The sequence below is a fragment of the Pseudomonas sp. AO-1 genome, from assembly GCF_019775695.1.
Taxonomy (GTDB): Bacteria; Pseudomonadota; Gammaproteobacteria; order Pseudomonadales; family Pseudomonadaceae; genus Aquipseudomonas; species Aquipseudomonas parakoreensis.
The window spans coordinates 930,865-951,614 of record NZ_CP079947.1 but is presented as its reverse complement, the minus strand read 5'-3'; the positions used below and the strand labels follow the sequence as shown (position 1 = coordinate 951,614).

At 57.0% G+C, this 20,750-nt stretch carries 14 protein-coding genes; 6 read left to right on the top strand and 8 right to left on the bottom strand.

Features of this window, described 5'->3' with window-relative positions; genetic code table 11:
- Positions 1 to 216 precede the first annotated feature (216 nt).
- Complete coding sequence (gene pglZ, locus KVQ82_RS04440) at positions 217 to 2,841, top strand: BREX-1 system phosphatase PglZ type A (RefSeq protein ID WP_222018152.1); 2,625 nt, start codon at positions 217 to 219, stop codon at positions 2,839 to 2,841.
- A 14-nt stretch (positions 2,842 to 2,855) separates the two neighbouring features.
- Entirely contained in the window at positions 2,856 to 4,895 is a 2,040-nt protein-coding gene (gene brxL, locus KVQ82_RS04435) for a protease Lon-related BREX system protein BrxL (protein ID WP_222018150.1), read from the top strand.
- A 175-nt stretch (positions 4,896 to 5,070) separates the two neighbouring features.
- On the opposite strand, the gene KVQ82_RS04430 is transcribed toward brxL, so the two are convergent.
- From KVQ82_RS04430 to KVQ82_RS04420, 3 genes are read right to left on the bottom strand one after another with little or no spacing between them, the layout of a single operon-like run.
- Positions 5,071 to 5,787: a hypothetical protein gene (locus tag KVQ82_RS04430; protein ID WP_222018149.1), complete on the bottom strand. Its 717-nt coding sequence runs from the start codon at positions 5,785 to 5,787 to the stop codon at positions 5,071 to 5,073.
- Positions 5,788 to 5,790: 3 nt separating this feature from the next.
- Complete coding sequence (locus tag KVQ82_RS04425) at positions 5,791 to 8,652, bottom strand: class I SAM-dependent DNA methyltransferase (protein WP_222018147.1); 2,862 nt, start codon at positions 8,650 to 8,652, stop codon at positions 5,791 to 5,793.
- A 36-nt stretch (positions 8,653 to 8,688) separates the two neighbouring features.
- Positions 8,689 to 8,874, bottom strand: a complete 186-nt coding sequence (locus KVQ82_RS04420) for a hypothetical protein (protein WP_084571080.1) — start codon at positions 8,872 to 8,874, stop codon at positions 8,689 to 8,691.
- A gap of 461 nt (positions 8,875 to 9,335) precedes the next feature.
- Between KVQ82_RS04420 and KVQ82_RS04415 the strand changes: the two genes are divergently transcribed.
- From KVQ82_RS04415 to KVQ82_RS04400, 4 genes are all read left to right on the top strand, one after another.
- Positions 9,336 to 9,575 (top strand): type II toxin-antitoxin system RelB/DinJ family antitoxin, encoded by a 240-nt coding sequence (locus KVQ82_RS04415; RefSeq protein ID WP_222018145.1) that lies wholly within the window; start codon positions 9,336 to 9,338, stop codon positions 9,573 to 9,575.
- A 40-nt stretch (positions 9,576 to 9,615) separates the two neighbouring features.
- A complete protein-coding gene (locus KVQ82_RS04410) occupies positions 9,616 to 9,861 on the top strand; it encodes a type II toxin-antitoxin system RelE/ParE family toxin (protein WP_260688111.1) in 246 nt (81 codons plus the stop codon).
- 469 nt (positions 9,862 to 10,330) lie between these two features.
- Positions 10,331 to 10,891, top strand: coding sequence for a hypothetical protein (locus KVQ82_RS04405; RefSeq protein WP_222018143.1), 561 nt, complete (start codon positions 10,331 to 10,333; stop codon positions 10,889 to 10,891).
- A gap of 15 nt (positions 10,892 to 10,906) precedes the next feature.
- A complete protein-coding gene (locus tag KVQ82_RS04400; RefSeq protein ID WP_047296849.1) occupies positions 10,907 to 11,341 on the top strand; it encodes a hypothetical protein in 435 nt (144 codons plus the stop codon).
- A gap of 23 nt (positions 11,342 to 11,364) precedes the next feature.
- Here the strand turns inward: KVQ82_RS04400 and KVQ82_RS04395 are convergent, their stop codons facing one another.
- From KVQ82_RS04395 to KVQ82_RS04375, 5 genes are read right to left on the bottom strand one after another with little or no spacing between them, the layout of a single operon-like run.
- Complete coding sequence (locus KVQ82_RS04395) at positions 11,365 to 12,177, bottom strand: YfaP family protein (RefSeq protein ID WP_108183924.1); 813 nt, start codon at positions 12,175 to 12,177, stop codon at positions 11,365 to 11,367.
- Between the two features lie 3 nt (positions 12,178 to 12,180).
- Entirely contained in the window at positions 12,181 to 13,800 is a 1,620-nt protein-coding gene (locus KVQ82_RS04390; protein ID WP_222018141.1) for a DUF2300 domain-containing protein, read from the bottom strand.
- A gap of 1 nt (position 13,801) precedes the next feature.
- Entirely contained in the window at positions 13,802 to 18,376 is a 4,575-nt protein-coding gene (locus KVQ82_RS04385) for an alpha-2-macroglobulin (protein ID WP_222018139.1), read from the bottom strand.
- Positions 18,373 to 19,038 carry a DUF1175 domain-containing protein gene (locus tag KVQ82_RS04380; RefSeq protein WP_222018137.1) on the bottom strand — a complete coding sequence of 222 codons (666 nt, stop codon included), beginning with the start codon at positions 19,036 to 19,038 and terminating at the stop codon, positions 18,373 to 18,375. The genes KVQ82_RS04385 and KVQ82_RS04380 overlap by 4 nt, the downstream gene beginning before the upstream one ends.
- Entirely contained in the window at positions 19,008 to 20,720 is a 1,713-nt protein-coding gene (locus KVQ82_RS04375; RefSeq protein WP_222018135.1) for a DUF2138 domain-containing protein, read from the bottom strand. The genes KVQ82_RS04380 and KVQ82_RS04375 overlap by 31 nt, the downstream gene beginning before the upstream one ends.
- Positions 20,721 to 20,750 lie beyond the last annotated feature (30 nt).

Below are 20,750 nucleotides of genomic sequence, written 5' to 3'. Positions count from 1 at the left end.
TGGCGGAGCAAGCATTTGTGCAAAATATGCAAAAACGTTTGCTGGCCTAAAACAACAACTCGGCAACTGACGCCAAGTACGCCACGAGAGGACACTGCTCATGTTGAGCAGTCCACAGCAGCCAAGTCGGCTGTAGAATTCAAGCCACCCCTGAACTTCCTGACCGGCGACAACAGCTTGGGCAACTGGGTTACGAATTGAACAAGGATTGAACGAATGAACACCCAGCAACTGATCCAAGGTCTGCAGCGGGCTTTTTTTGCGGAGAACCAGCGCATTGTTTTTTGGTACGACCCCGAACGGAGTTTTACCGAAGAGCTAGCGCAGCTGGATCTGCCAGATGTGCAAGTGCTAAACATGCAGGGCGAGTCCACCTTCGGCACCAAGCTCAAGCTGGAGCTTGAGGACACTGAAGGTAAGTACCTGCTCTATTTTCCTTGCGCCGAACCAGACGTAGATGGTGACTGGCTGCTGGACATCAAGCTTTACTCGCGCAGTTTCTATGCTGACAAGGTCTCCCTGATCTTCAATGACCTGGGCTTGCACCAACAGGTGCTCCGGGAGCATCTAGCCAGCCGTGAGCGCTTCCTTAGCAGCAAGGCTCGCCTAGCCAGCCTGAAGCGCTTGACCCAACCAACTGACACCGAGCATGAGTTGGATCTGGCGATGATTGCCGTTGTGCTGTGTGCAAGTGGCAGTGACGTCATGACGCTGCTTTGCACCCTGGCTGATGGTGCCGTACGTGACGATCTGGGTCTTGAGCAGAATCCTGCGGCCATCGATGAGCTGTACAAATTCGGCCTAATGCCGGCATTGCTGCAGGCCCTGCGTGAAGAGGTTGGCTATCAGGCCTCCATCGAGGAAATCAGTGGTGATAAACCGTTCAGCTTTGGGTATTTCCTTATTCGACTGCTAGCGACTGGGTTCTGCGAAAGCATCGGCGAAATACCCAGCTGGGCATCAGCGATTGCTATTCCCTCGGCCAGCGCACGCGCTACTTCACGCGCACTACTTTCCCGCTGGCGTGATAGCTCACGGTTTTACCAAGCCTACGATGAGATTTCCGGCTGGGTCGGTGAGGCTCTGCATATCACCCAGAAGATTGGTGAAATCTCCTTGGAGAGCTTGGCCAATGTTGCGACCTTCGAAGCCGTCGAGCGGCAGATCATTGTCGACCTGACCAAGGCTATTCCAGAGGCTGATCCGCGTGACCTCGGTTTGTTTGCGAAGATCATCTCCGAGCGACTGGATAACTACTGGGCGACTCGCCATAAGGACGATGAGACACGCCGCAAGTACCGGCGGCTATACACGGCGCTGTCAGCTGCAATCGACCTCTTTACGCAGCGTCACCAGCACGCTGCAGGCTTTCACTTTGCCAGTACCGAGGCGTTGTACAAAGCCTATGAAAGCGAGCTGTACCGTTTTGACACGGCTTACCGCCATTATTTCGCCGCCTCTCAGCGCGCCCACGTCGAGCTGCTGAAGAAGCTTGATGAGGCCGTCGAGCAGTGCTATGCGTATTGGTATCTCGATCAGCTCGGACGCTCCTGGGGCGACCGAGTTGAGGCCGAACAGCGCTTGGATTACTGGAAAATACCTGGCGTTCCTAACCAGCATAATTTCTATGAGCGTTGGGTAGCACCCTTATTGGAGGGGCATCGTAGCAAGCGCGTTGTAGTGATTATCAGCGATGCCTTCCGCTATGAAGCCGCCGTCGAGCTGTGCCAGCGCATCAATGAAAAGCGCTACAGTAAGGCCAGCCTGAATAGCCAGTTGGGCGTATTGCCGAGTTACACCACGTTGGGCATGGCGTCCCTGCTGCCACACCAGACGTTGGAGTATCGCGAGGGCAGTGATGGTGTTTTTGTAGACGGATTCAATACTGGCAACACCATCGCTCGCGACAAGGTTCTTGCCCAGCATGGCGGCATGGCCGTGACGGCACTGCAGGTCAAAGAGTGGTCCCGTGACGCTGGACGTGAAGCGCTAAAGGATCAGCAGCTGGTTTACGTCTATCACAACGTGATCGATGACCGCAGCGACAAGGGCGGTGGCTCCGAGGTAGATACCTTCCACCACGTCGAGTTCGCCATTGAGGAGCTGACCGAGCTGACCCGCAAGATCCTCATGCACTTCAACACCAGCACGGTGTTGATCACGGCCGATCATGGGTTCCTCTTCCAGCAGAGCAAGCTTGAGGCAGCGGATCGCACCTCACTCGCAGAGAAGCCGGATAGTGCGATCAAGAGTAAGAAACGCTATGTCATTGGCCATACGCTGCCTGCTGCCAAGGATGTCTGGCAGGGATCGACCAAGCAGACTGCGGGCACAACATCGGACACTCAGTTCTGGATACCCAAAGGCGCGAATCGTTTCCACTTTGTCGGCGGTGCACGCTTCGTCCATGGCGGAGCCATGCCTCAGGAAATCGTTGTTCCTGTGCTGACGGTCAACCAGTTACGCGGTGAGAAAGCGGAGAAACGCACCAAACGCAAAGTCGGGGTGATCTCGCCGAAGTCAGCCCTGAAGATGGTCACCAATATCCAGCGCTTTGACCTGATCCAGACCGAGTCGGTCAGCGAACAGGTGCTGTCGGTTACGGTTGCAGTGGCGATCTACGAAGGGGAGCAGCCGGTCTCCAGTGAGGAGGTTGTGACGTTCGACTGCGCGACGGATTCCATGAGCGAGCGCCTTAAACAGGTACGCCTGTCACTATCAGGCAGCGACTTCGACCGGCAGAAAGATTACTTCCTGGTGATCCGCGATAAAGATCTGAACACTGAGCTTGAGCGCTACCGTGTGACGATTGACCTGGCCTTCACCGACGACTTTTTTTGAGAGCACGAGACTAAATGGAAACCCAAGTGGATAAAGATCTCGATCAGTTGCTCAACGAGCACTTCGCCGGTCGCGTGGTGCGCAAGGATCTGACCAAGCTGATAAAGGAAGGTGCGAACGTACCGGTTTACGTCCTTGAGTACCTGCTGGGTATGTACTGCGCGTCCGATGACTCAGAGGTGATCGAACAGGGCCTGAAGAACGTCAAGACGGTTTTAGCGGAAAACTATGTTCGCCCGGATGAGGCCGAGAAGGTCAAGTCTCTAGTTCGCGAGCGCGGTACGTACAAGGTGATTGACCGGGTCACCGTGCGATTGAATGAGAAAAAAGATCGCTACGAAGCCTCTTTCAGCAACCTCGGCATCAAGGACGCTGAGATCTCTGCCGGCATCGTCAAGGAATACGAAAAGCTCCTTGTGGGCGGCATCTGGGTGATCGCAACCCTGAGCTATTACCACGAGGAAGGCCAATCGGGGTCGCCTTTTGGCGTCACGCTGCTCAAGCCGATCCAAATGCCGAACATGAACATGCGGGAGCTGTTCGCCGGGCGCGCAGCGCTGAATACACTGCAATGGCGCGAGGCTTTGATCCGCTCCATCGGCATGGAGCCCTCGACCCTGGATGAGTCCGTGCAGTGGCATTTACTGGCCCGCATGGTTCCCTTCGTGGAGAACAACTACAACGTCTGCGAACTCGGCCCACGCGGTACAGGCAAGAGCCATATCTACAAGGAGTGCTCACCGAACAGCATGCTGGTGTCCGGCGGCCAAACCACCGTCGCTAACCTGTTCTACAACATGAGCAGTCGCCGCATCGGTCTGGTCGGTCTTTGGGATGTGGTGGCCTTCGATGAGGTGGCCGGCATCAACTTCAAGGACAAGGACGGCGTGCAGATCATGAAGGATTTCATGGCCTCCGGTTCGTTTGGTCGCGGTCGCGAGCAGATGGAAGCCTCAGCCTCCATGGTCTTCGTAGGTAACATTAACCAGAGCGTTGAATCGCTGGTTAATACCAGCCATCTGCTGGCCCCGTTTCCTGAGCAGATGATCGACGCAGCCTTTTTCGACAGATTCCACGCTTACATTCCTGGCTGGGAAATCCCGAAAATGCGCCCGGAATTTTTCACCAACAGGTACGGGCTAATTGTCGATTACCTGGCTGAGTTTTTCCGCGAAATGCGTAAGCGCAGCTTCGCCGACGCCATCGACAAACACTTCAAACTGGGCAACAACCTAAACCAGCGCGATGTGATCGCAGTACGCAAAACAGTATCTGGCCTGCTCAAGCTGCTCTACCCGCACGACGTATTCACCAAAGAAGACGTGCGCCAGTGCCTCGAGTACGCACTACAGGTCCGCCGACGAGTGAAGGAACAGCTGAAGAAGATCGGTGGAATGGAGTTCTACGATGTTCACTTCAGCTACATCGACAACGAAACCCTCGAAGAACACTTCGTCATCGTGAAAGAGCAAGGCGGTGGTGGTCTTATCCCTGAAGGGCCAGGAAAGCCCGGCTTTATCCACACTATAGGCTTGAGTGGCAAAGGCATGCCCGGGTTATATCGCATCGAACTGCAGGTGACCAAGGGTACTGGCAAGCTAGCTACCTCCGGCCTATGGAACTCCAGCTCTGCCAAAGAACAGGTGAAGATTGCCTTTGACTACTTCAAGGCCAACGCCTCGCGCATCAGCGCCTCAGCTAAGGTGCTGGAGCACGACTTCCATTTACATGTTGTTGAACTGCAAAACACCGGCCCTCTTACACATATGGCCCTACCCAGCCTAGTAGCTTTTGCGTCTGGCCTCATGGGCAGGCCTGCGCAAGGTCAAATGGTCGTGCTCGGCGATATGAGCTTGGGCGGCAGTATCACGCCAGTTGAAAGTATCGCCGAGTGCCTGCAAGTGGCTTTTGACGCGGGAGGCAAGCGCGTTGCGCTTCCAATGAGCAGCGCCAAGGACATCCCCAGCATCCCAGCCGAACTGTTCACCAAATTTCAGACCAGCTTTTATGGCGAACCAGTAGAGGCTGTATTTAAGGCAATGGGTGTGGATTGAAACAGGCCCATCTATTAGCCCGCTTGCGACTTTGAGGCGGGCTGCTTGAGACTTACTCTAAAATCTCATCCGCACCACAACCAAACGCGCAAACTTCCACTTAGCTAACCAAGTGGAAGTTTGTATCTTTAACACGCAAAATTTCCGAGCAAGCCATTTCAAAAACAGGGTCTTACTAGTGCATTTCAATCCACAGATGTCGTAACTCGATAGACCCCAACCCACCAGTCCGAGAGTGGCAAGACTGCAGAAGCCCTAGTTTCAAAGCAGTATCATGCTTACTTAAAATAATTCTATCTGCCCCTCTCCAACCAGGCTTCTTAGCTCGAACGAGAATATTAGTCCAATGACTCAACTTTTTCTCCCAAGGCAATATTGCTTCATCCTGAATAAAGCCAATCATTGCACCTAATTTGTGTGAGGCTCCGTGGTGCCCTTCTTTGAAACGGGCAACCCCTCCAGTAGAGTAATGCCTACTACGCAGATATTCCATCTTGTCACGATAAGTTCCGCTAGGTGTAGGAAGTCGCTTACACTCGATCGGCAATAGCGGATCGAAGTCGTAATGTTTTCTTCCATCAATCCAAACAACACACCCGCTGGGAGCAGGAACAAGATCAATTTTCCGACCAGCAGTTACGTCGTCAGGCTCCTCTGTCCGAAATTGGATATAGTCCCATTTAGAGTTACGTGACGCGCTGTTCATATGAGCGCAAAAATTAGACGTTAATACCGTTTCGGACGTTGCGGGCTTACGCTCTGAACGATCACGCCATCTAGGTAGCTCACCCGCGATAAACTCAATTAGCTTAAACAGCGACGCAGACTCTAGAAAAAAACTTTTCGTAATAGAACCAGACTGAATTTGAGGCGATCCATCATCTGCCAGCATATATTAGAATCCTTGCATTCGCAGATCAGCCAAGGTCTCGTCAGCATCCCGCAAAGCAATGGAACGCAACCAATATCGGAGTCGGTCTGGCTTCAGCAAAAAAATAAAACTACGGTCGTAAATACGTGCAATACGTGTAATAGATAAAGCAGATCCACGTTGCTCGCACAGAAGAGAGTTCAACTTACCCTGCAATCTATCAGCACCTTCCCAATCGACATGCCCCTCACCAAATGCAAATGGATAGCAGATCACACCTGGCCATATCTGCGGCTGAAGAGGCGTAAGCGGAACATCCCCATACACAGCATTAATTTGGCTGACATAGCAATCTGCAAAGCGTTGCAAAGCAGCCTCACCCTTTTCCTTCAATAAGCTGGACTCATCACCCAATCGAACGAAATCACACTGATACTGCACAATATCTGAAGCTATAATTTCCTCATTCTCACTCAACTCCAATGAGGCACCATCCCAATAAGGCAATGACATTACGTCAGCGCTAGATAACGCTGTTGCCTTGCGAGTGAGTAGCCGTGTACTGATACCCGCAGCATATGCTCGCAGCGCTGTATTTTCACTGGAAATCCAGTTAGAAACTCGCTCCAAACCGTCACGAGGCGCACCATTAGCAGCAAAGCCCACCAACTCGCTTTTGTAGGTAAGATACTCCCCCCCCCAAACCGCATGTTGGAGATTAGCGTGCTTTCTAATTACAAGAAATGGTGGAGTAAATCGTGCAACCGAACGAGGTCCTTCTATTTTTTTCTCTGGAACCACGCCAATTTTTGTCACGTCAACACCGTCATCTGCCACCGCATTGGGGGGTAACAGTGGACGCCCAATCAAATGTTCCGCAGGACTTGACTTCCCATCAGCGCCCTCAATAAATCCTTCCCCAAAGTCCCAACCTTGCTCGCCCGCATAATCACGTAATGTTGGATACTCCATCAGGCGCTTCATAAAGCTAAACACCCGACCACCACCAAGCAAATTCGAACGCCAAATTACCGGATATTTACGTAATAGAGTGCGAGGCACCCAATGCATGTCATAGTAGTCAATATCAAAAACTTGTTCAGCGTCTGCTCTGCCAGTCCTTCGAAAAATCGCATGCAGGATTTTATTTTCTGGCTCAGGACGCTTAGCCTCCGCTACTACCACTACAACTTTTGTATCAGCACCACCCTTCTGAAACAAGCCGCGCACCGATATAAAGTCCAGTAACTCACGAACATTCCACCTATCTAAAAATGAATCACGAAATTCAGCCGACTTCTGATTATAAATAAAGCCATATTGCTGAAGCATGGCGAGAACACCACCCTCAACAACTAACCCCATAGCTTCATGAAGAAATAGATAAGCAACTTGATTGTCCGGCAATCGCCCGTGACTATCATCCTGATCATACCTATCACGGCTTCTCCGCGCTCCCGGCGTAGCTAGTCGAGATACAAAGGGAGGATTACCAACAACAACACCAACCTTATTAGACAACAACCCTTTTTCTTTAGCTTCGAAGAAACAACTATGATGAAGAGAAGATCCATTCAAAGAAGGAAATAGCTTAACGCTCACCCGAATTGCTTCAGGCTCCAGAGCGTCACAAAGAGCGAGACACAAGCTGAATGCTGCGAGCTCAACCGCCCCTTTTTCGAGATCAACACCATGAACATGCGTAAGAAGTGCTCGAAGCTCGTCGACATTCGGTTTAGCCCACGAATTTCGGCTACGCCAGTGCAAGACTAGGCGCTTATATGCTTCTACGAGGAATACCCCAGAACCACAGGAAGGGTCTAAAATAACCTCTTCTCGCTCAATCAAACGATCTAGTCGACCCCAACTCAAAGCTTCTTCTAAGATAAGCCGCACAAGCGCTGGCGGCGTATAAACCGAACTACTACTATCGGTTACAAATAGTTGATAGATATGGCTAATTAGCTCAACAGGCAAATCTTTAAATGAATACAATTTCCAGAAAGATAGCTGACCACTAGCTTCTTCATGCGCCTCAATTAGGCGCGCAAACCTGACCATATCTGGCGATGATACTAGCGCTTCACGCTCCTCATCTGTCAACGTGAAAACATGCCCGTTAAAACGTGCTTCCAAGTCCTTAAGCATAGCTACTAAGGCCGGCCCATCCTCAAGCACTTCAAAGAATCGAGTTGCACCAGACTTTTGTTTTGAGAAATAGTCTGGCAATAAAATCTTGCGCTCTTCAAGGTAGGCAATTAGAAGCGACAAAATGAGAAGATGACGGCGCAAGTCTTTACTAAGTAGATCTTGCTGGCTCAAGTCTTTACTAAGCTGCCTCACCGCCTCAACCAAACTTCTATGAGCGGACTTAGACGAAGATAGCATTAACTTACAAACAACTGGATCATCCCAGAGTGTTCCATTACGTAGCTGGGTGGCATCCCACCAAGCACTCGCAGAGGCCACTTTGGCAGCAAGATCAAACATCTTTATAGGACGGCAGACTGGGACGCCTTCTGGAGTCGCGAAGTCGGGCTTATGTGCACAACGGAAAAGTTGAACTAGCCCAGGACTCTTTCGGTAAACAAGGGGTACACCACCCCAGCTCCAAAGACGTTTATGAAGCTGAGCGAAAGCACCATCTTCATCTGGCCCCGAAGAAAGAAATATGAAAGCTTGTGCTACAGGTGCGCGTCCACTACGACTTGCCTCGAAGAAAACCGCATAGGCCCCATATGCACGAGCTTTCTCCATCATTGCTACTTCTTCAGGCCATTTACTCTCGCCGCCATAAGTAGCGACGATCACTAAGCCGTCAACGTCGCAATCTCGCTCCGAACCAAGCGATGCAAGCCAAGACTCTGGTTTAGAAAACTCACCCACGAGCGGCCTCGTCATGCACGGTACATTTATGATCGTTCATGATAGCTCACGTTGTTTTTTACTCAGGGCAAAACCTTCTTTGAGCAGATCCACCATGGTCATTCCTTGACTTACGGCATAGCCTTTGAACGCTTTTTTGAAATCCGGATCGACTTTAAAATTCAGCGAACCGAACCTCTCAGCCTCGTTTTGATAGCTCTTTACAGAACCTGTCTTACGCATCTTTTAGCCTAAAAACAACAGATTAAGCTCGGATTATCATAGTAATTCTGCATTTCTTGCAAGCCAGAAAGCCAGAAAGCCAGAAAGCCAGAAATTCCACTAATAGGTTTTGGGCATCAAATGAGAAGCCCAGGTCAATCTGGCACCCGAGCAGCACCTACCCCTCACGTTAAGGGCTCGGCAGGGCGTTATCGGGCCGCTTAGGTTACTATTCTGCCTAAGGCTCAGGCTCCTCTGTAAGAACGAAACCTCAAAGTGGGGGGGCAAATGGGGGGACAAAAATACAATTTGCCAAAAGCACCAGCAAAATAAGGCCAAAACAGCACAACAATGCTGGCCACAAGCCGGCTTTTTAATGCCTGAAAGAAAGCCAGGCCTACCGTCTGAAACCTGAATTCCCATTTGCCTGGTTCGGTGCCCCCTGCTACCGTAACGACAAACGTCATTACAGGTATTGCATCATGGCCTCCATCAACATCCGCATTGATGATGAGCTGAAACAACGCTCCTTCGCCGAGTTGGAGAAGCTCGGCGTCACACCTTCAGAGCTTCTGCGCCAAACACTTCAATACGTTGCTGATCGGGGAAAACTGCCGTTCAAGACCGCACTTATCAGCGAAGAAGATGAAGCGCTCATTGCCGTTGTTAGCGAACGTCTCGCTTCCCCTCAACGAGTCAAGGTAAGTCTGGATGACCTATAGTCTTGAATTCGATCGTCGTGCTTTAAAGGAGTAGAACAAACTGGGCGATACGGTTCGCCAACAATTCAAAAAGAAACTCCTAGAGGTATTGGAGAGTCCTCGAATAGAAGCCAATCGACTTCGCGAGCTACCGGATTGCTACAAAGTGAAGCTGAAAAGCGCTGGATATCGCTTGATCTACCAGGTGCTTGATCAGGAGATCGTTGTGTTTGTAGTCGCTATCGGGAAGCGTGAGCGAGAGGCTGCTTACGAGGCCGCACAGGATCGATTGGAGCCTGAGTGCTGATAACTCCACTGTCGGCGCACTGAATTTGTGCAGCAAGCCACTGCACAAATTGATTCCCCCTCACCCTTGGTGCACCTCGGCAACCAAACGCTTGCCACCCCCTCCACACATTGCTAAATCCCACCCAACACCCATACCCTCTGTTTTGCCCGCATGCCCGCCATCGGCCGGAGCTGACAGTTCAGTATGGGCGTGGCGACCACTCGCGAGTCCGGCTACGACCGGTCGCGCCAACTCTCGGAGGCCGATCAGGTGCTATACGGTACTAAAGACCAGAGAAGAAACCGCGTACAAACCCTGCGTTCTTTATACCTGAGCCTTTCGCAAGACTAACCGGACAGTGCCCGCCAGTCAGGCATCGCACTAAGCCATTAGCACATCCGCCCTAATTGCCCCGCGCCCAACCTCACCACTAAATTTCCATTCTGTTTTTGTGCATTACAAAAGCGCCAAGGAATGGAGCAACACCATGTCGTCGTTTTTCAAACTCACTCAATCCGCTGTTCTGCTGACCGCACTCCTGACCGCTACCACTTCAGCCTTGGCGGACGAGCCGAAGCTTGTTGGTGACTGGTGGATCATTTACGGCAACGGTATTCCCCACAAGAACATCATGTATGTCGCCGACAGTACTTCAGTCGTGCCGTCGAAGCAGACCAAGGGGGCCAAGTTGGTCGCCGTGACGCTGGTCTATGAGGAACCCGGCAAACCGATGATCGATGCCTACAACCTCGAAGTTCAGTGTTCGACGAATAAGGTCCGAATGCTCAATGGCCAGTCGGTTGATCGCATCGCTTACATGATGCGCAACTTGAAAGTTAACGACCAATGGCAGCAGCCGAAGGAGTTCTGGGTGCAGCGCACCAGCGAGTTTGTTTGCTCACCCAATAAAAAGGACATGATTGCGCTGGGCAAGATGGAGTACCTGCAGATGATTCAAGGTATGCAGCAGATGTTCTTCAAACTGGCGCCGATTCAGGAGAAAGGCCAGATGATGGACAACCTCGACTCGATCCTGGGCAACAAGTAAGCGGCGGGAATCACAATGAACCCATGGACTAAAACGTTATTGGCGCTGCTGATAACGCCCGCTGTTTTGCTGATCAATGGTTGCCACTTGATTGCCCAGTCGCGCTGGGAAGGACGCGATGTTCAGGAAGCGCTCGATCTGTTCGGCAAACCCGACTCGATGAAAAAGCAGACCGGCGCCAATGGCGAGAACCTCGCTGTGCTCACTTGGTATAAATCGTCCAGTTGGACCACCACGGAAGCGGCCGGTACTTCAATGAATCACACCGGTAACGGCATGGTTTACACCGAGTATTACCAGACGGTCGGCCACAGTTCCGATTGCAAACTCGAAGCCACAGTCAATAAGGCGAAAAAGATCGTGCTGTTCAGGATCGAGGACGGAAAGATCATTCACGGCAAGTGCATCAACGTGCCGTTCGTGCCTGGTTACATTCCGCCTGGTTTCTAGTGCAACCCTGAGCAGGCTGCTGCTCAGGGATAGCTGAACGACTTCACAAGCGTCAGTTCACCCACCGCTCGCATCGGCACCACAAACGTCTCCATCTTCTCGCTCGGCGTCCCCTCTTCGGTAATCACCGTCACCTGCGCCGTGGTCAGCGGCTGCACCGCCTCTTCCCCGCCCTCATCATCCCCGCGATAACCACCACCGAAGTAGTTCACATACACCAGATACTGGCCCTTGATCGGCGCCGGCATGGCGAAGATTTCCGGGCCATAGCCGGTGGTGACGTCGACGTCGAGCGCGGCGCCGTTGGGTGCGACGCGGTCGCCGTACCAGATGTGCGCGCCGTCGGGGGTGATCAGGTGCAGGTCGAGGTCGGTGCCGTCGCTGTCCCACGACAGCAACACGCGCAGTTTGGCCGGGGTGGCGCCGCCGCTGGCGTTGAGGAACTGCGTGCGGTGGCGTTGCTGGCCGTCGGGGCTGCGCACTTCGACGCTGTTGCTGCCGTTGGGGAAGGAAAACGGGCGGTCGAAGCGGCCGCTGTCGTCGATTTTCAGCGGCATGCTGACGCCGTTGACGATCAGTCGCCCAGGCTCCTTGCTCTTGGGGGTGGCTTTGATTTCGCCGCTGATGCGTGCGGTGTTGGCCTGGCCGACCGGGGTGTTGACCGACGAGGCCGGGTAGTTGACGGTCTGGCGGAAGTTCTCGCCTTCGCCCTCGGGCGCGCCGGTGCGCCAGCCGCCGACCGGGGTATCGAGTTTGACGCTGTCAGCGGCCATTGCCATCGGCCATGCATTGAACGCGCAGAGCAACAGCAAGACCTGTGGATAACGGAGTGTCATGGTCTATTCCAGCAAGAGGTGACGGGCGAGCCCTTCGATGTAGGTTTCATCCTGGCCGTTGGGATGTGCTTCAAAGGCCAGGTGCAGGTATTCGTGAGTCAGGTCGAGGCGATCCTGCAGCGTGAGCACGCCGCGCACATAAATGCGCTGGCGTTCGCGATCGACAAACGGGTGGCCGAACGCCAGTTTGCACACGGCGAAGGTGCTGACTTCGTTGTAGCCGGTTTCGCTTTCCAGCGTGGGACGCCAGCCGCGACGCTGCTTTTGCAGCCAGTCTTGCGCGGCGGGCAGTGCTTCGCAGGAGGCCACCGGGTTGTCCCAACGGCTGAGGCTCGCGCGCGGATAGGCGTGCAGCAGAATCGCGTCGTAGCGCTGACCGGCATTGGCCTGCTCGACGGCCTGTTGCCAGGCCAGTCTGTCCGGGCCGGGCTGGTCGGAGTGATAGGTGACGGTGCTGCCGGCCAGCACCAGATCCGCTGTCCATGCGGCGATGTTGCGCGACTCGGCGGAGGCCGGACGCGGAGCGACGCGCTGACGGTTGCTGCTGTCGTCGATGCTCAGGCAATCGCCGTTGCGCGTGGCGTTTTGCAACAGATAGGTGCGGATCGCCACGGCCAGCGCTTTGGCGGCTTCGGCGGGTTCCGGTTTGGCTTCACGCTCAAGGACGCGGGCGACGTATTCTTCGCGATCAAGTCTGGCGACCAGTTTGTCGTTGAGCAGAAACAGTTCGCCGGCACTGTGGATATCCAGCGCATTGCCGTTGGCGAATTCGACGCGGTAGTCGCCCTGCAAAGGCCCAGAGCCAGCGACGCGCTCACCCGACAGGACTCGCGAAAGCGGATAACGCGAGAACAGTCCGACCTCAACACAACGCCCTGCTTCCGCCGGCCAGGAAGCAGGCAACAGCGTCGCCAACGCCTGCCCGTAATGGCGCAAAACCATCTGACTGGTGCCACGCCCACCGGCCCAGATCGGCGAGCCGTCCGCCGTCCAACCGGCGAAACCACCCTGGCGCGATTGCGGATCCTGATCGCCGAGCCAGCTCCAGGTTTTCACCCGCAGGCGCCCGCCCAGCTCACCGACGACATTGCCGTCCGCCGCGTTCAGCACGACGTCGAGCAACACGCGGCGCATCTGCTCCTGTGCCGGCAGCAACGACAACACTTTCAGCAAATCAGCCACGGAAACCCGGGTAGCCGGTTGCACGCCTGGCAAATCCAGCAACCACGCCGGCGCCTGCCGCGCCTGCCAATACGTGCGCCAATCGGCAGCTGCGATGCCCAACCGCGCAGGCTCGAAGTACAAGCCGCAGGATTTGACCAACGCCTGATCACGCTCGATCCTGCCGCCCGCCGAACAGCAATAAACCTCGTCCTTCGACTGCCCGCGACATTCATACGCCGGCTCGCGCGCACCGGTATCCACCAGCCACGCGTAGACGAACAATTTCCACAGACTGCCCAGCGGCGTATCCAGCGTCGGCGGCAACGGCTCGCGCGCGATCAGTTGCGTGTGATTCAACGACAGCAACTCACCCTTGTACGCCAGCCGCAGCGGCTCATCCTGCGCCGTCGCCAGCGCAGGCATCACACACATCAGCAGCCACAGCAGCGGCCGGTTCATGTCAGTTGACCGTGACCTGACCGAGGGCGGCTTTCGCTTCCTGGGCCTGATGCTGCGGCGCGTAGACCTGAGTGAAACGCACCGGCGGCAGGTTGAACTGGCCCTTCTGCGAGAATCGCACCAGATGGCGCAAACGCAATTCGCCGCTCAGTGCATCCACCGGCACCGCGTAGGCCAGTTGCCCCGGTTCGAAGCGTGCTTTCTCCAGCGCGGTCGGTTCGGTACCGTCCTTGCCCTGCAACTTGATGCCCCAGGTAGTGCGCTCGACATCGGCACCCGGTGGCAGCGGCACTTCAAGCATGCCGTAGCGCAGCGGTTTCGGCGCCTTGCTGGTGAGGATCACTTCGTCCAGGTACAGGCTGTCGCTGGACAGCGGTTTAGCGCCGACCGGCTCCAGTTTGAAGGTGAACGCTTCGTCGCCCGGCACCAGTCGCGACAGACGCCGGGTGATGGTCACGGCCATTGGATCGACCGGCGGTTGCGCAGTCTGGAAGCTCAACGCCGCGCGCAGCGGACGCTCCTGAGTGCCGGACACCGACAACACGCTCGGCACCGGCGTCGCACCCTGCCAGGTCCAGTAGATCTCGCCGGTGGTGCCGTAGTTTTTCTTCCAGCCTTCACCCGGCAGCAGCGCGATGGTCGGCGAGGCCTGAGCGATGCTGCGTTGCAACCAGCTCAGCGCCAGCGCACGTTCGAGGGTCGATTGCTGCGGCAGCAGACGTTGCAGCAACGCCGTCGCGCGGGCCTGATCGAACGCTTGCAGCGACAGGTTCAGCGCCTCGGCAAACGGCTGCGAACTGACCGCCAGACGCTGTTGCGCCGCACCGACCTGTCGATTGAACGCCTCCGGCAACGCGACTTTCGACTGGGTCGCCAGCGCCGCAGTCAATACCCGCGCCGCCGCCAGCCCTAGCGCCGAATCCGGATCGCTCATCACCAGGCTGTCTTCGCCGTCGTCCATCAGGGTTTCGGCGTTGCCCTCACCGGCCTTGGCCAGATCGTCGATCAAACCGCTGAGCAGGGTATTCACCGGCAGGTGCATCTGCTTGGCGAACGACAGGATCAGCGCCCGCTGCAGCAGTGGCGTGTTCGGCGCTTGCTTGGCGTAGACCTCCAGCACCCGCTGCCAATGCTCCGGCGGCAGAGTCAGTTCCAGCACCTGACTGGCGTTCCAGTCGGCGTAGTAGGCGTAAGCAGTCAGGAACGCGTCCGGCTCGCCGTCGAAGCCCCACCAGGTGAAGCTCGCCGACGGCCCGGCCATTTGCACCAGACGCAGGCGGCTGTTCTGCATGATCAGGCGCAGTCGATCGCGGATCTGCGGGTTCGACGCCAGCGACGGATAAGCAATGCTCAGCGGCAGCAAGCGGCTGGCGGTCTGCTCGACGCCACCGTACGGATAGCTCAGCAGATCATCGAGCGCGGAACGGAACAGCGCTTGCGGACTGTCATCCAGACGCAGGCGAATATCGGTGGCATCTGCTGGCAAACTCAACGGTGTGTCGCCGCTGGCCACGTCGAGGCTCTGGGTTTGCGTGACTTGCCAGCCGTCACCCGTCGCACTCAGGCGCACGGCGAGGGCGTCAGCGATTTTGCCGTCCTGCACCAACTCGGCGGTCCACTCACCCGAGGCCAGGGCGAACGCTGGCAGCGGCACGTAGTTGATGCCGTTGTTCAGGGTCACCGGCAGGCGTTGTTCGGCGCCAGCGTAATGGGTGACCAGTTCTGCCTTGACCGGTTTTTCGGCCTGGCTGAAGGCGAACACACCGAGTTGCGGCTGATCGCCTTTGCGGAATTTGCTCGGCCCGCTCCACTTCAGGTACAGCGGTTTTTCCGAACGGACAAACTGCTTCTTCTGCCCGACCTGGCCGTCATCGGCAATGGCCCGCGCGGTGATGCGCCAGCGGGTCAACGAGTCCGGCATCTTGAAGGTGAAACGGGCTTTGCCGTCGGCACCGGTCAACAACTCTGGCTGCCATGCGGCGGTGTCGACGTCTTCACGACGCGGACGCTCCAGCACTTTCACCCCGCGCTCACTGCGGTTGGCCTTGCCCGGTGCGCCGGGGCTGCCCGGCAGCGCGACGTCGTAACTGATGAACGACAGGCTGGCGCTGGTGCGCACGTTGTTGCGCCGTGGGTGATAGAAGAACTGGTCGATGGTCGGCGCGACTTCCGGTTGCAGCGCGTAGACCATTTCATCGACCACGCTGACGGTCAGGTGCGCCGGTACCGCTTTGCCGGCGAACTGCGTGGTCAGATCGACGGTGACGGTGTCGCCCGGCTGATACAGCGCTTTGTCGGTGCTGATCGCCACGTCGATTTGCGGTGCGACCACCTTGATCCCGGCGTTCTGGAAGCTGTACTGCCCGCCCTTGGTGTACAGCACCGAGAAGGTCAGGTTCGGCGCGAAATTGTCCTTCACCGGAATCCGCGCGCGGTATTGGGTGTCGCTGAGTTTTTCCAGCTTCAGCCAGTCGCCGCCCTTGGCCAGCAGCGCGGTGGCTTCGACTTTGTCGCGTTCCAGCGACAGCAGGGCATCGCTGACCGGCTCCGGGAAGGTGATCAGCGCCAGTGCTTCATCGCCAGCCTTGTACTCAGGCTTGTCGAGGACGATTTCCACAGTGCCCGGCACCGCTTTGACGCCCTCCCCCGTAACCGAATGGCCGGTGGCGCCGAGGACACGACCGTGCTGATCTTTCAGCGTCAGGTTGTAAGTACCCGGACGTTCGAAGGCAATGCTGAAGCCCTTGTCGGTGGCCGCCAGTTTGCCTTCACCGGTGCTCTGGTCTTCCAGGCGCACCCAGTTGTAGCTGCTCGGGGTGACCGCTTTGCTCTGCTCGCTGCCGCCATCGTTGACGTAGCGGAACGCAACTTTGTCGTTGACCGCGCTGAAGCGTTGCGGCGCGCTCAGGCGGAAGCTCGCGGCGCCACGGTCGATGAGGATTTCCTTGGTGGTTTTGACCCGATACGCCGCGCCATCACTGGCAAACACGGTGAGCATGTAGCGGCTCGGTTTGTCGGCGGCCGGCAGGTCGAGGGTCGCGTTGCCCTTGCTGTCGGTGGTCAGTTCGGTGCTGGTCAGTTCCACCGGGAATTGCCCGAGGTATTGCAGCTCGTTGTCGACCATCGACAGTTGCTGGGCGCGCAGGCTCAGGCTCAATTTGGCGTTGGCCACCGGTTTGCCGTCCGGGTAGAGCAACACCAGACTGCCCTTCACTGGCTCACCAGTGCGGTAATCCTGCTTGGCCAGGTTCAGCGAGATTTCGAAGTGCGGCTTGATGTATTCGGCCACACGGAAGGCGCTGCTGTAGGCCTGATCCTTGTAGTTGAAGCGGATCTCGTAGCCACCGGCCACGGCGTTGTCCGGCAACTGGAACCGGCCTTGTGTACCGGCCTTGGAATCGAGTTTCAGGTCGAGGTGCTGCAGCTCGGTGCCGGTGGCATCAAGCACACTGACCGTGACGTCAGCCGCACCCGGCAATACCGAATCCCGCGCACTCTTGAACTCGCGACCGACGATTTTCAGCGACACCCAATCTCCCGGGCGATACAGCGGCCGGTCGGTGAACGCGTAGAGTTTGGTGTCGTAGATTTCGCTGTCGTAGTAGAAGTTTTCCGAGACGAACACCCCGCCCTCTTCATCCTCGCCAATGACGAACGAGCGCTCGGGGCTGACGTGTTTCAGGCGCAGCAAACCATCGGCATCGGTGGCACCGCTGCTCATCACGCCGAGGCCGTCAGTCCACAGCACATTGACCTTCGGCACCGAACTGCCTTCGTGTTTGCGCGCGGCCCAGACCAGCAATTCATCGCCGGCAATCTTGCTCACCGCCACGGTGTTGGAAACGAAGACCATGGTGGTCGCGCGGTACTTGCCGATCAGCGCTTCGACCAGGTACAGGCCCGGTTTCAGGTTGCCTAGCGGGATGTACACGTTACCCGGCGCAACGCTGACGAACTCGCTGGAAGACCCGGCCAGATTGACACCGGCCGGCGGCTGGATCGGTTTGGCCTGCCACAGCGGATAACGGAACTGGCTGACCACCGGCAGACCCGGAATCAGCGCGAATTGCGGCTGCGCGTCGTACGGGGTCGGCGCGGCGATGGCGTTGCCCATCTTCAATTCCGGCACTTCTTCGGTGACCTGCTTGCGCGACTCATAGGAGAACGCACGCTGCATCACCCGCCGCGACTTGCGGTACCAGTTGTCCCACAGGTACGCGAGGGTGTTGGACAGGCCTTCGCCCTTGAACTGACCGTCGCTGACCACGCGGTGCAGGTTCTTCTGGCGCTTGAGGAAATCCAGCGGCTTGTCGATGCGATACACGCGAATGTCGGCGCCGCCATAGGGTTCCATACGAAAGCGGCGGTAGTCGCGGCCCGGCGCTTCGAGTCGGACCATTGCCTGCTCGTCGGCGGCGAAACTGCTGTCGGCCAGCAGGAAGAAGCTTTCACCGGCGACCGGCGTGTAGCCACTCGGCTCCACCGAATCTTCAGCGTTGACGGTCGCCAATGGCAGCAACAGCGCCAGCAGCAGAGGAATTCGAGCGCAGAGTCGCAGCATGCGGGCACCGGTCATTGGGAGAGAAAGTTCAGTCGATAGACGCCGATGAAGTTGGGGTTGGCTGCGTCGGGTATCCATCGGGTGTCCTTCCATGTCATGAGTTGCTGCAGGCTTGCCGAACGCATGCCGTTGTCAGTGGGGGTGGTGGTGCCGGTGTGATAGGCGATGTAGCGGCCCATCCAGATCATCAGGTGCTGATCGTCGCCCTGATCGAAAAACATCAGGTCGCCGGGGCGTGCCTGGGACACGTCGCGGCTGACCAGATGGCTGTTGAACTGAATCAGTTTGATCGCGTTGACGTACGGCCCGACCTTGCCGCCGCCCTGCTGCCATTGCCGGGCGAGCTTGCGCTGCTCATCGCTGAGCGACAGTTCCGGCGGCAGGTAGCGATTGGACAGGCCGTTGCTGCGCAGCCATTTGTCGTCGTGGACTTTCAGCGCTTCGTTGGCGGCGAAACGCACAAGGCCTGCGCAGTCCTGCTGATACCAGCGCGGGCTCGGGCCCTGGCTCAGTTGTTCCTGAGCGATGCGCACGAACCAGGCGCGGAATACCTGGGACTGCGCCGGATCCAGCGCCGGCGTTTCGACGGCTCGGGCGCCCGCGCTGAGCAGTAGCGCGAGCAGGCCGAGGCTGCGGATCAGTGTCGTCACAGCGCTTTCCACTCCAGCGGCAGCCATTGCCAGTGGCCGTCAGGCTCGCTGCCTTCCGGCAGGGTCAGGGCGTATTTGCCGTAGCCGCCGAGGGTGCGCAGTTTCGGAATCAGGTAGGTTTGCGCGGCGTTGTAGAACACCGGCTCCATGTCCTGCGGCAGGCTGTCGAGGGTTTCCTGCTGCATCAGTTGCGCCATCGAATCCGGACCGAAGTAGATCGGCATCAGCACATCTTTCGGCAGCACGTCGGCCATCGGCGGGAAGCGCTTGTCGAGAGTACCGAGAGCCTTGTCCACCAGTTTGTCGTCGAGGGAAAACAGCAGCGTCGAACCGTGGCGCGCGAGGCTGACTTTCATGAAGGCGCGGCCGCTGATCGCGTCCGGATTCTCGGCAGTCTTGGCGGCGTACGGGCCGAAATTGGAGCTGACCTGACGCTGCCAGACATGGCTCTGGCCTTCCTGCTTCTCGACCACCGGGAATGCGTGTTCATCGACATTCGTCTCGTAGGCGCCCACCATCGAACCGAACAACGTGCCCAGGTCGCCATCGAGCTTGCTGCTGTCTTCGTTCTTCAGGCTGGCGACCAGCAACGGCGTGTACAACCGTGAATCGGCGTACCAGCACAGGCCCGCCGCGCCGGCCACATGCTCGGTGAGCTTCTGCGCCACCGCTTCGTCGGCGCCGAGTTTCACCAGCAGCGGTTTCTGCGGTTCGGCCGCCACCGGCAAGGTCACGCAGGCACTGGCGCCCAGCGGCATGGCTTGCCACACCGGTTTGAAATCGAAGTCCGGCTGATTATCCAGTTCGTCCATGGCGAGGTAGCTGTGCCAGCCCTTGTCATCCATGTCGAAACGCAGCCCGGCGAAGTTCGGGATGAAGCGCTGATAGCCCATCGCAAGGACGCTGGAATTGACCGACAGCCGCTGTTTGATCTCCGGCGCCTTCGCGGGCAGACCGAAAGCCTCGGGGAACAGTTTGTCGCCGTTGAGCAGCGCTGCCAGCGCTTGCGGCGAGACGTGCCCGGACTCTTCCGATTCGCCATTGGCCGGGTCGTAATATTTGTTCGGGTTGGACAGCACCACCAGTTTGTCGCCGCGCGACGCGAACAGCAGCGATTTGCTGGCGTTGTAGCTGAGCTGGTACAGCGGCACTTCGTCGCTGCCGACCTTGAGGCTGCCAAAGACGCTGAGTTGAGAATCGTCCAGCGCCACTTTCGCCAACGGTTCAAGCAGCTTCGCCAGGCCGCCGCGATCCATCACCAGCAGGAAATCCTTGAGCCGGCCATCGGCACCACGCCAAAGCGCGACGTCGGCCGGTTGATCGAAAAGCTGCTCGATCAGGCTGTCCTGCAGCTTCAGGTCGTGTTCGTAGATGATCCGCCGCAGGCTGCCGATCAGCCCCAGGCGATCGGCGTGGGTTTCGTAATAGAAGACGAAATCCTCGGTGAGCGTAGCCTTGAGGAACGGCACCGTCAGCAGGTCCTTGGGCAACTGGCTCAGGGAGCGGGTTTCCAGCAGCGCATCCGGACGGCTCAGGCCGAGCCTGTCACTGGCCAGTGCCGCCGCCGGCACCTTGGGCTTGTGCAGGAGCCAGCCAAGACCACCGGCCACCCCGGCCACCAGGACCAGCCCGATCAGCAGCGCCGGCCAGCGCCGGGAAGGTTGGCCGGCAGGTGTCGGGACGGCCGGAGAAGCAGCGTTATCACTCATGTTCACAAAACCCGAAGTTCATCCGTGGAG

What these genes read in the sequence shown, in the direction of transcription:
- KVQ82_RS04380 (WP_222018137.1), bottom strand. Translation starts at nt 19,038, where the DNA reads ATGGCTGCCGCTGGAGTGGAAAGCGCTGTGACGACACTGATCCGCAGC.
- pglZ (WP_222018152.1), top strand. Translation starts at nt 217, where the DNA reads ATGAACACCCAGCAACTGATCCAAGGTCTGCAGCGGGCTTTTTTTGCG.
- KVQ82_RS04400 (WP_047296849.1), top strand. Translation starts at nt 10,907, where the DNA reads ATGAACCCATGGACTAAAACGTTATTGGCGCTGCTGATAACGCCCGCT.
- KVQ82_RS04415 (WP_222018145.1), top strand. Translation starts at nt 9,336, where the DNA reads ATGGCCTCCATCAACATCCGCATTGATGATGAGCTGAAACAACGCTCC.
- KVQ82_RS04405 (WP_222018143.1), top strand. Translation starts at nt 10,331, where the DNA reads ATGTCGTCGTTTTTCAAACTCACTCAATCCGCTGTTCTGCTGACCGCA.
- brxL (WP_222018150.1), top strand. Translation starts at nt 2,856, where the DNA reads ATGGAAACCCAAGTGGATAAAGATCTCGATCAGTTGCTCAACGAGCAC.
- KVQ82_RS04395 (WP_108183924.1), bottom strand. Translation starts at nt 12,177, where the DNA reads ATGACACTCCGTTATCCACAGGTCTTGCTGTTGCTCTGCGCGTTCAAT.
- KVQ82_RS04390 (WP_222018141.1), bottom strand. Translation starts at nt 13,800, where the DNA reads ATGAACCGGCCGCTGCTGTGGCTGCTGATGTGTGTGATGCCTGCGCTG.
- KVQ82_RS04430 (WP_222018149.1), bottom strand. Translation starts at nt 5,787, where the DNA reads ATGCTGGCAGATGATGGATCGCCTCAAATTCAGTCTGGTTCTATTACG.
- KVQ82_RS04385 (WP_222018139.1), bottom strand. Translation starts at nt 18,376, where the DNA reads ATGACCGGTGCCCGCATGCTGCGACTCTGCGCTCGAATTCCTCTGCTG.
- KVQ82_RS04420 (WP_084571080.1), bottom strand. Translation starts at nt 8,874, where the DNA reads ATGCGTAAGACAGGTTCTGTAAAGAGCTATCAAAACGAGGCTGAGAGG.
- KVQ82_RS04375 (WP_222018135.1), bottom strand. Translation starts at nt 20,720, where the DNA reads ATGAGTGATAACGCTGCTTCTCCGGCCGTCCCGACACCTGCCGGCCAA.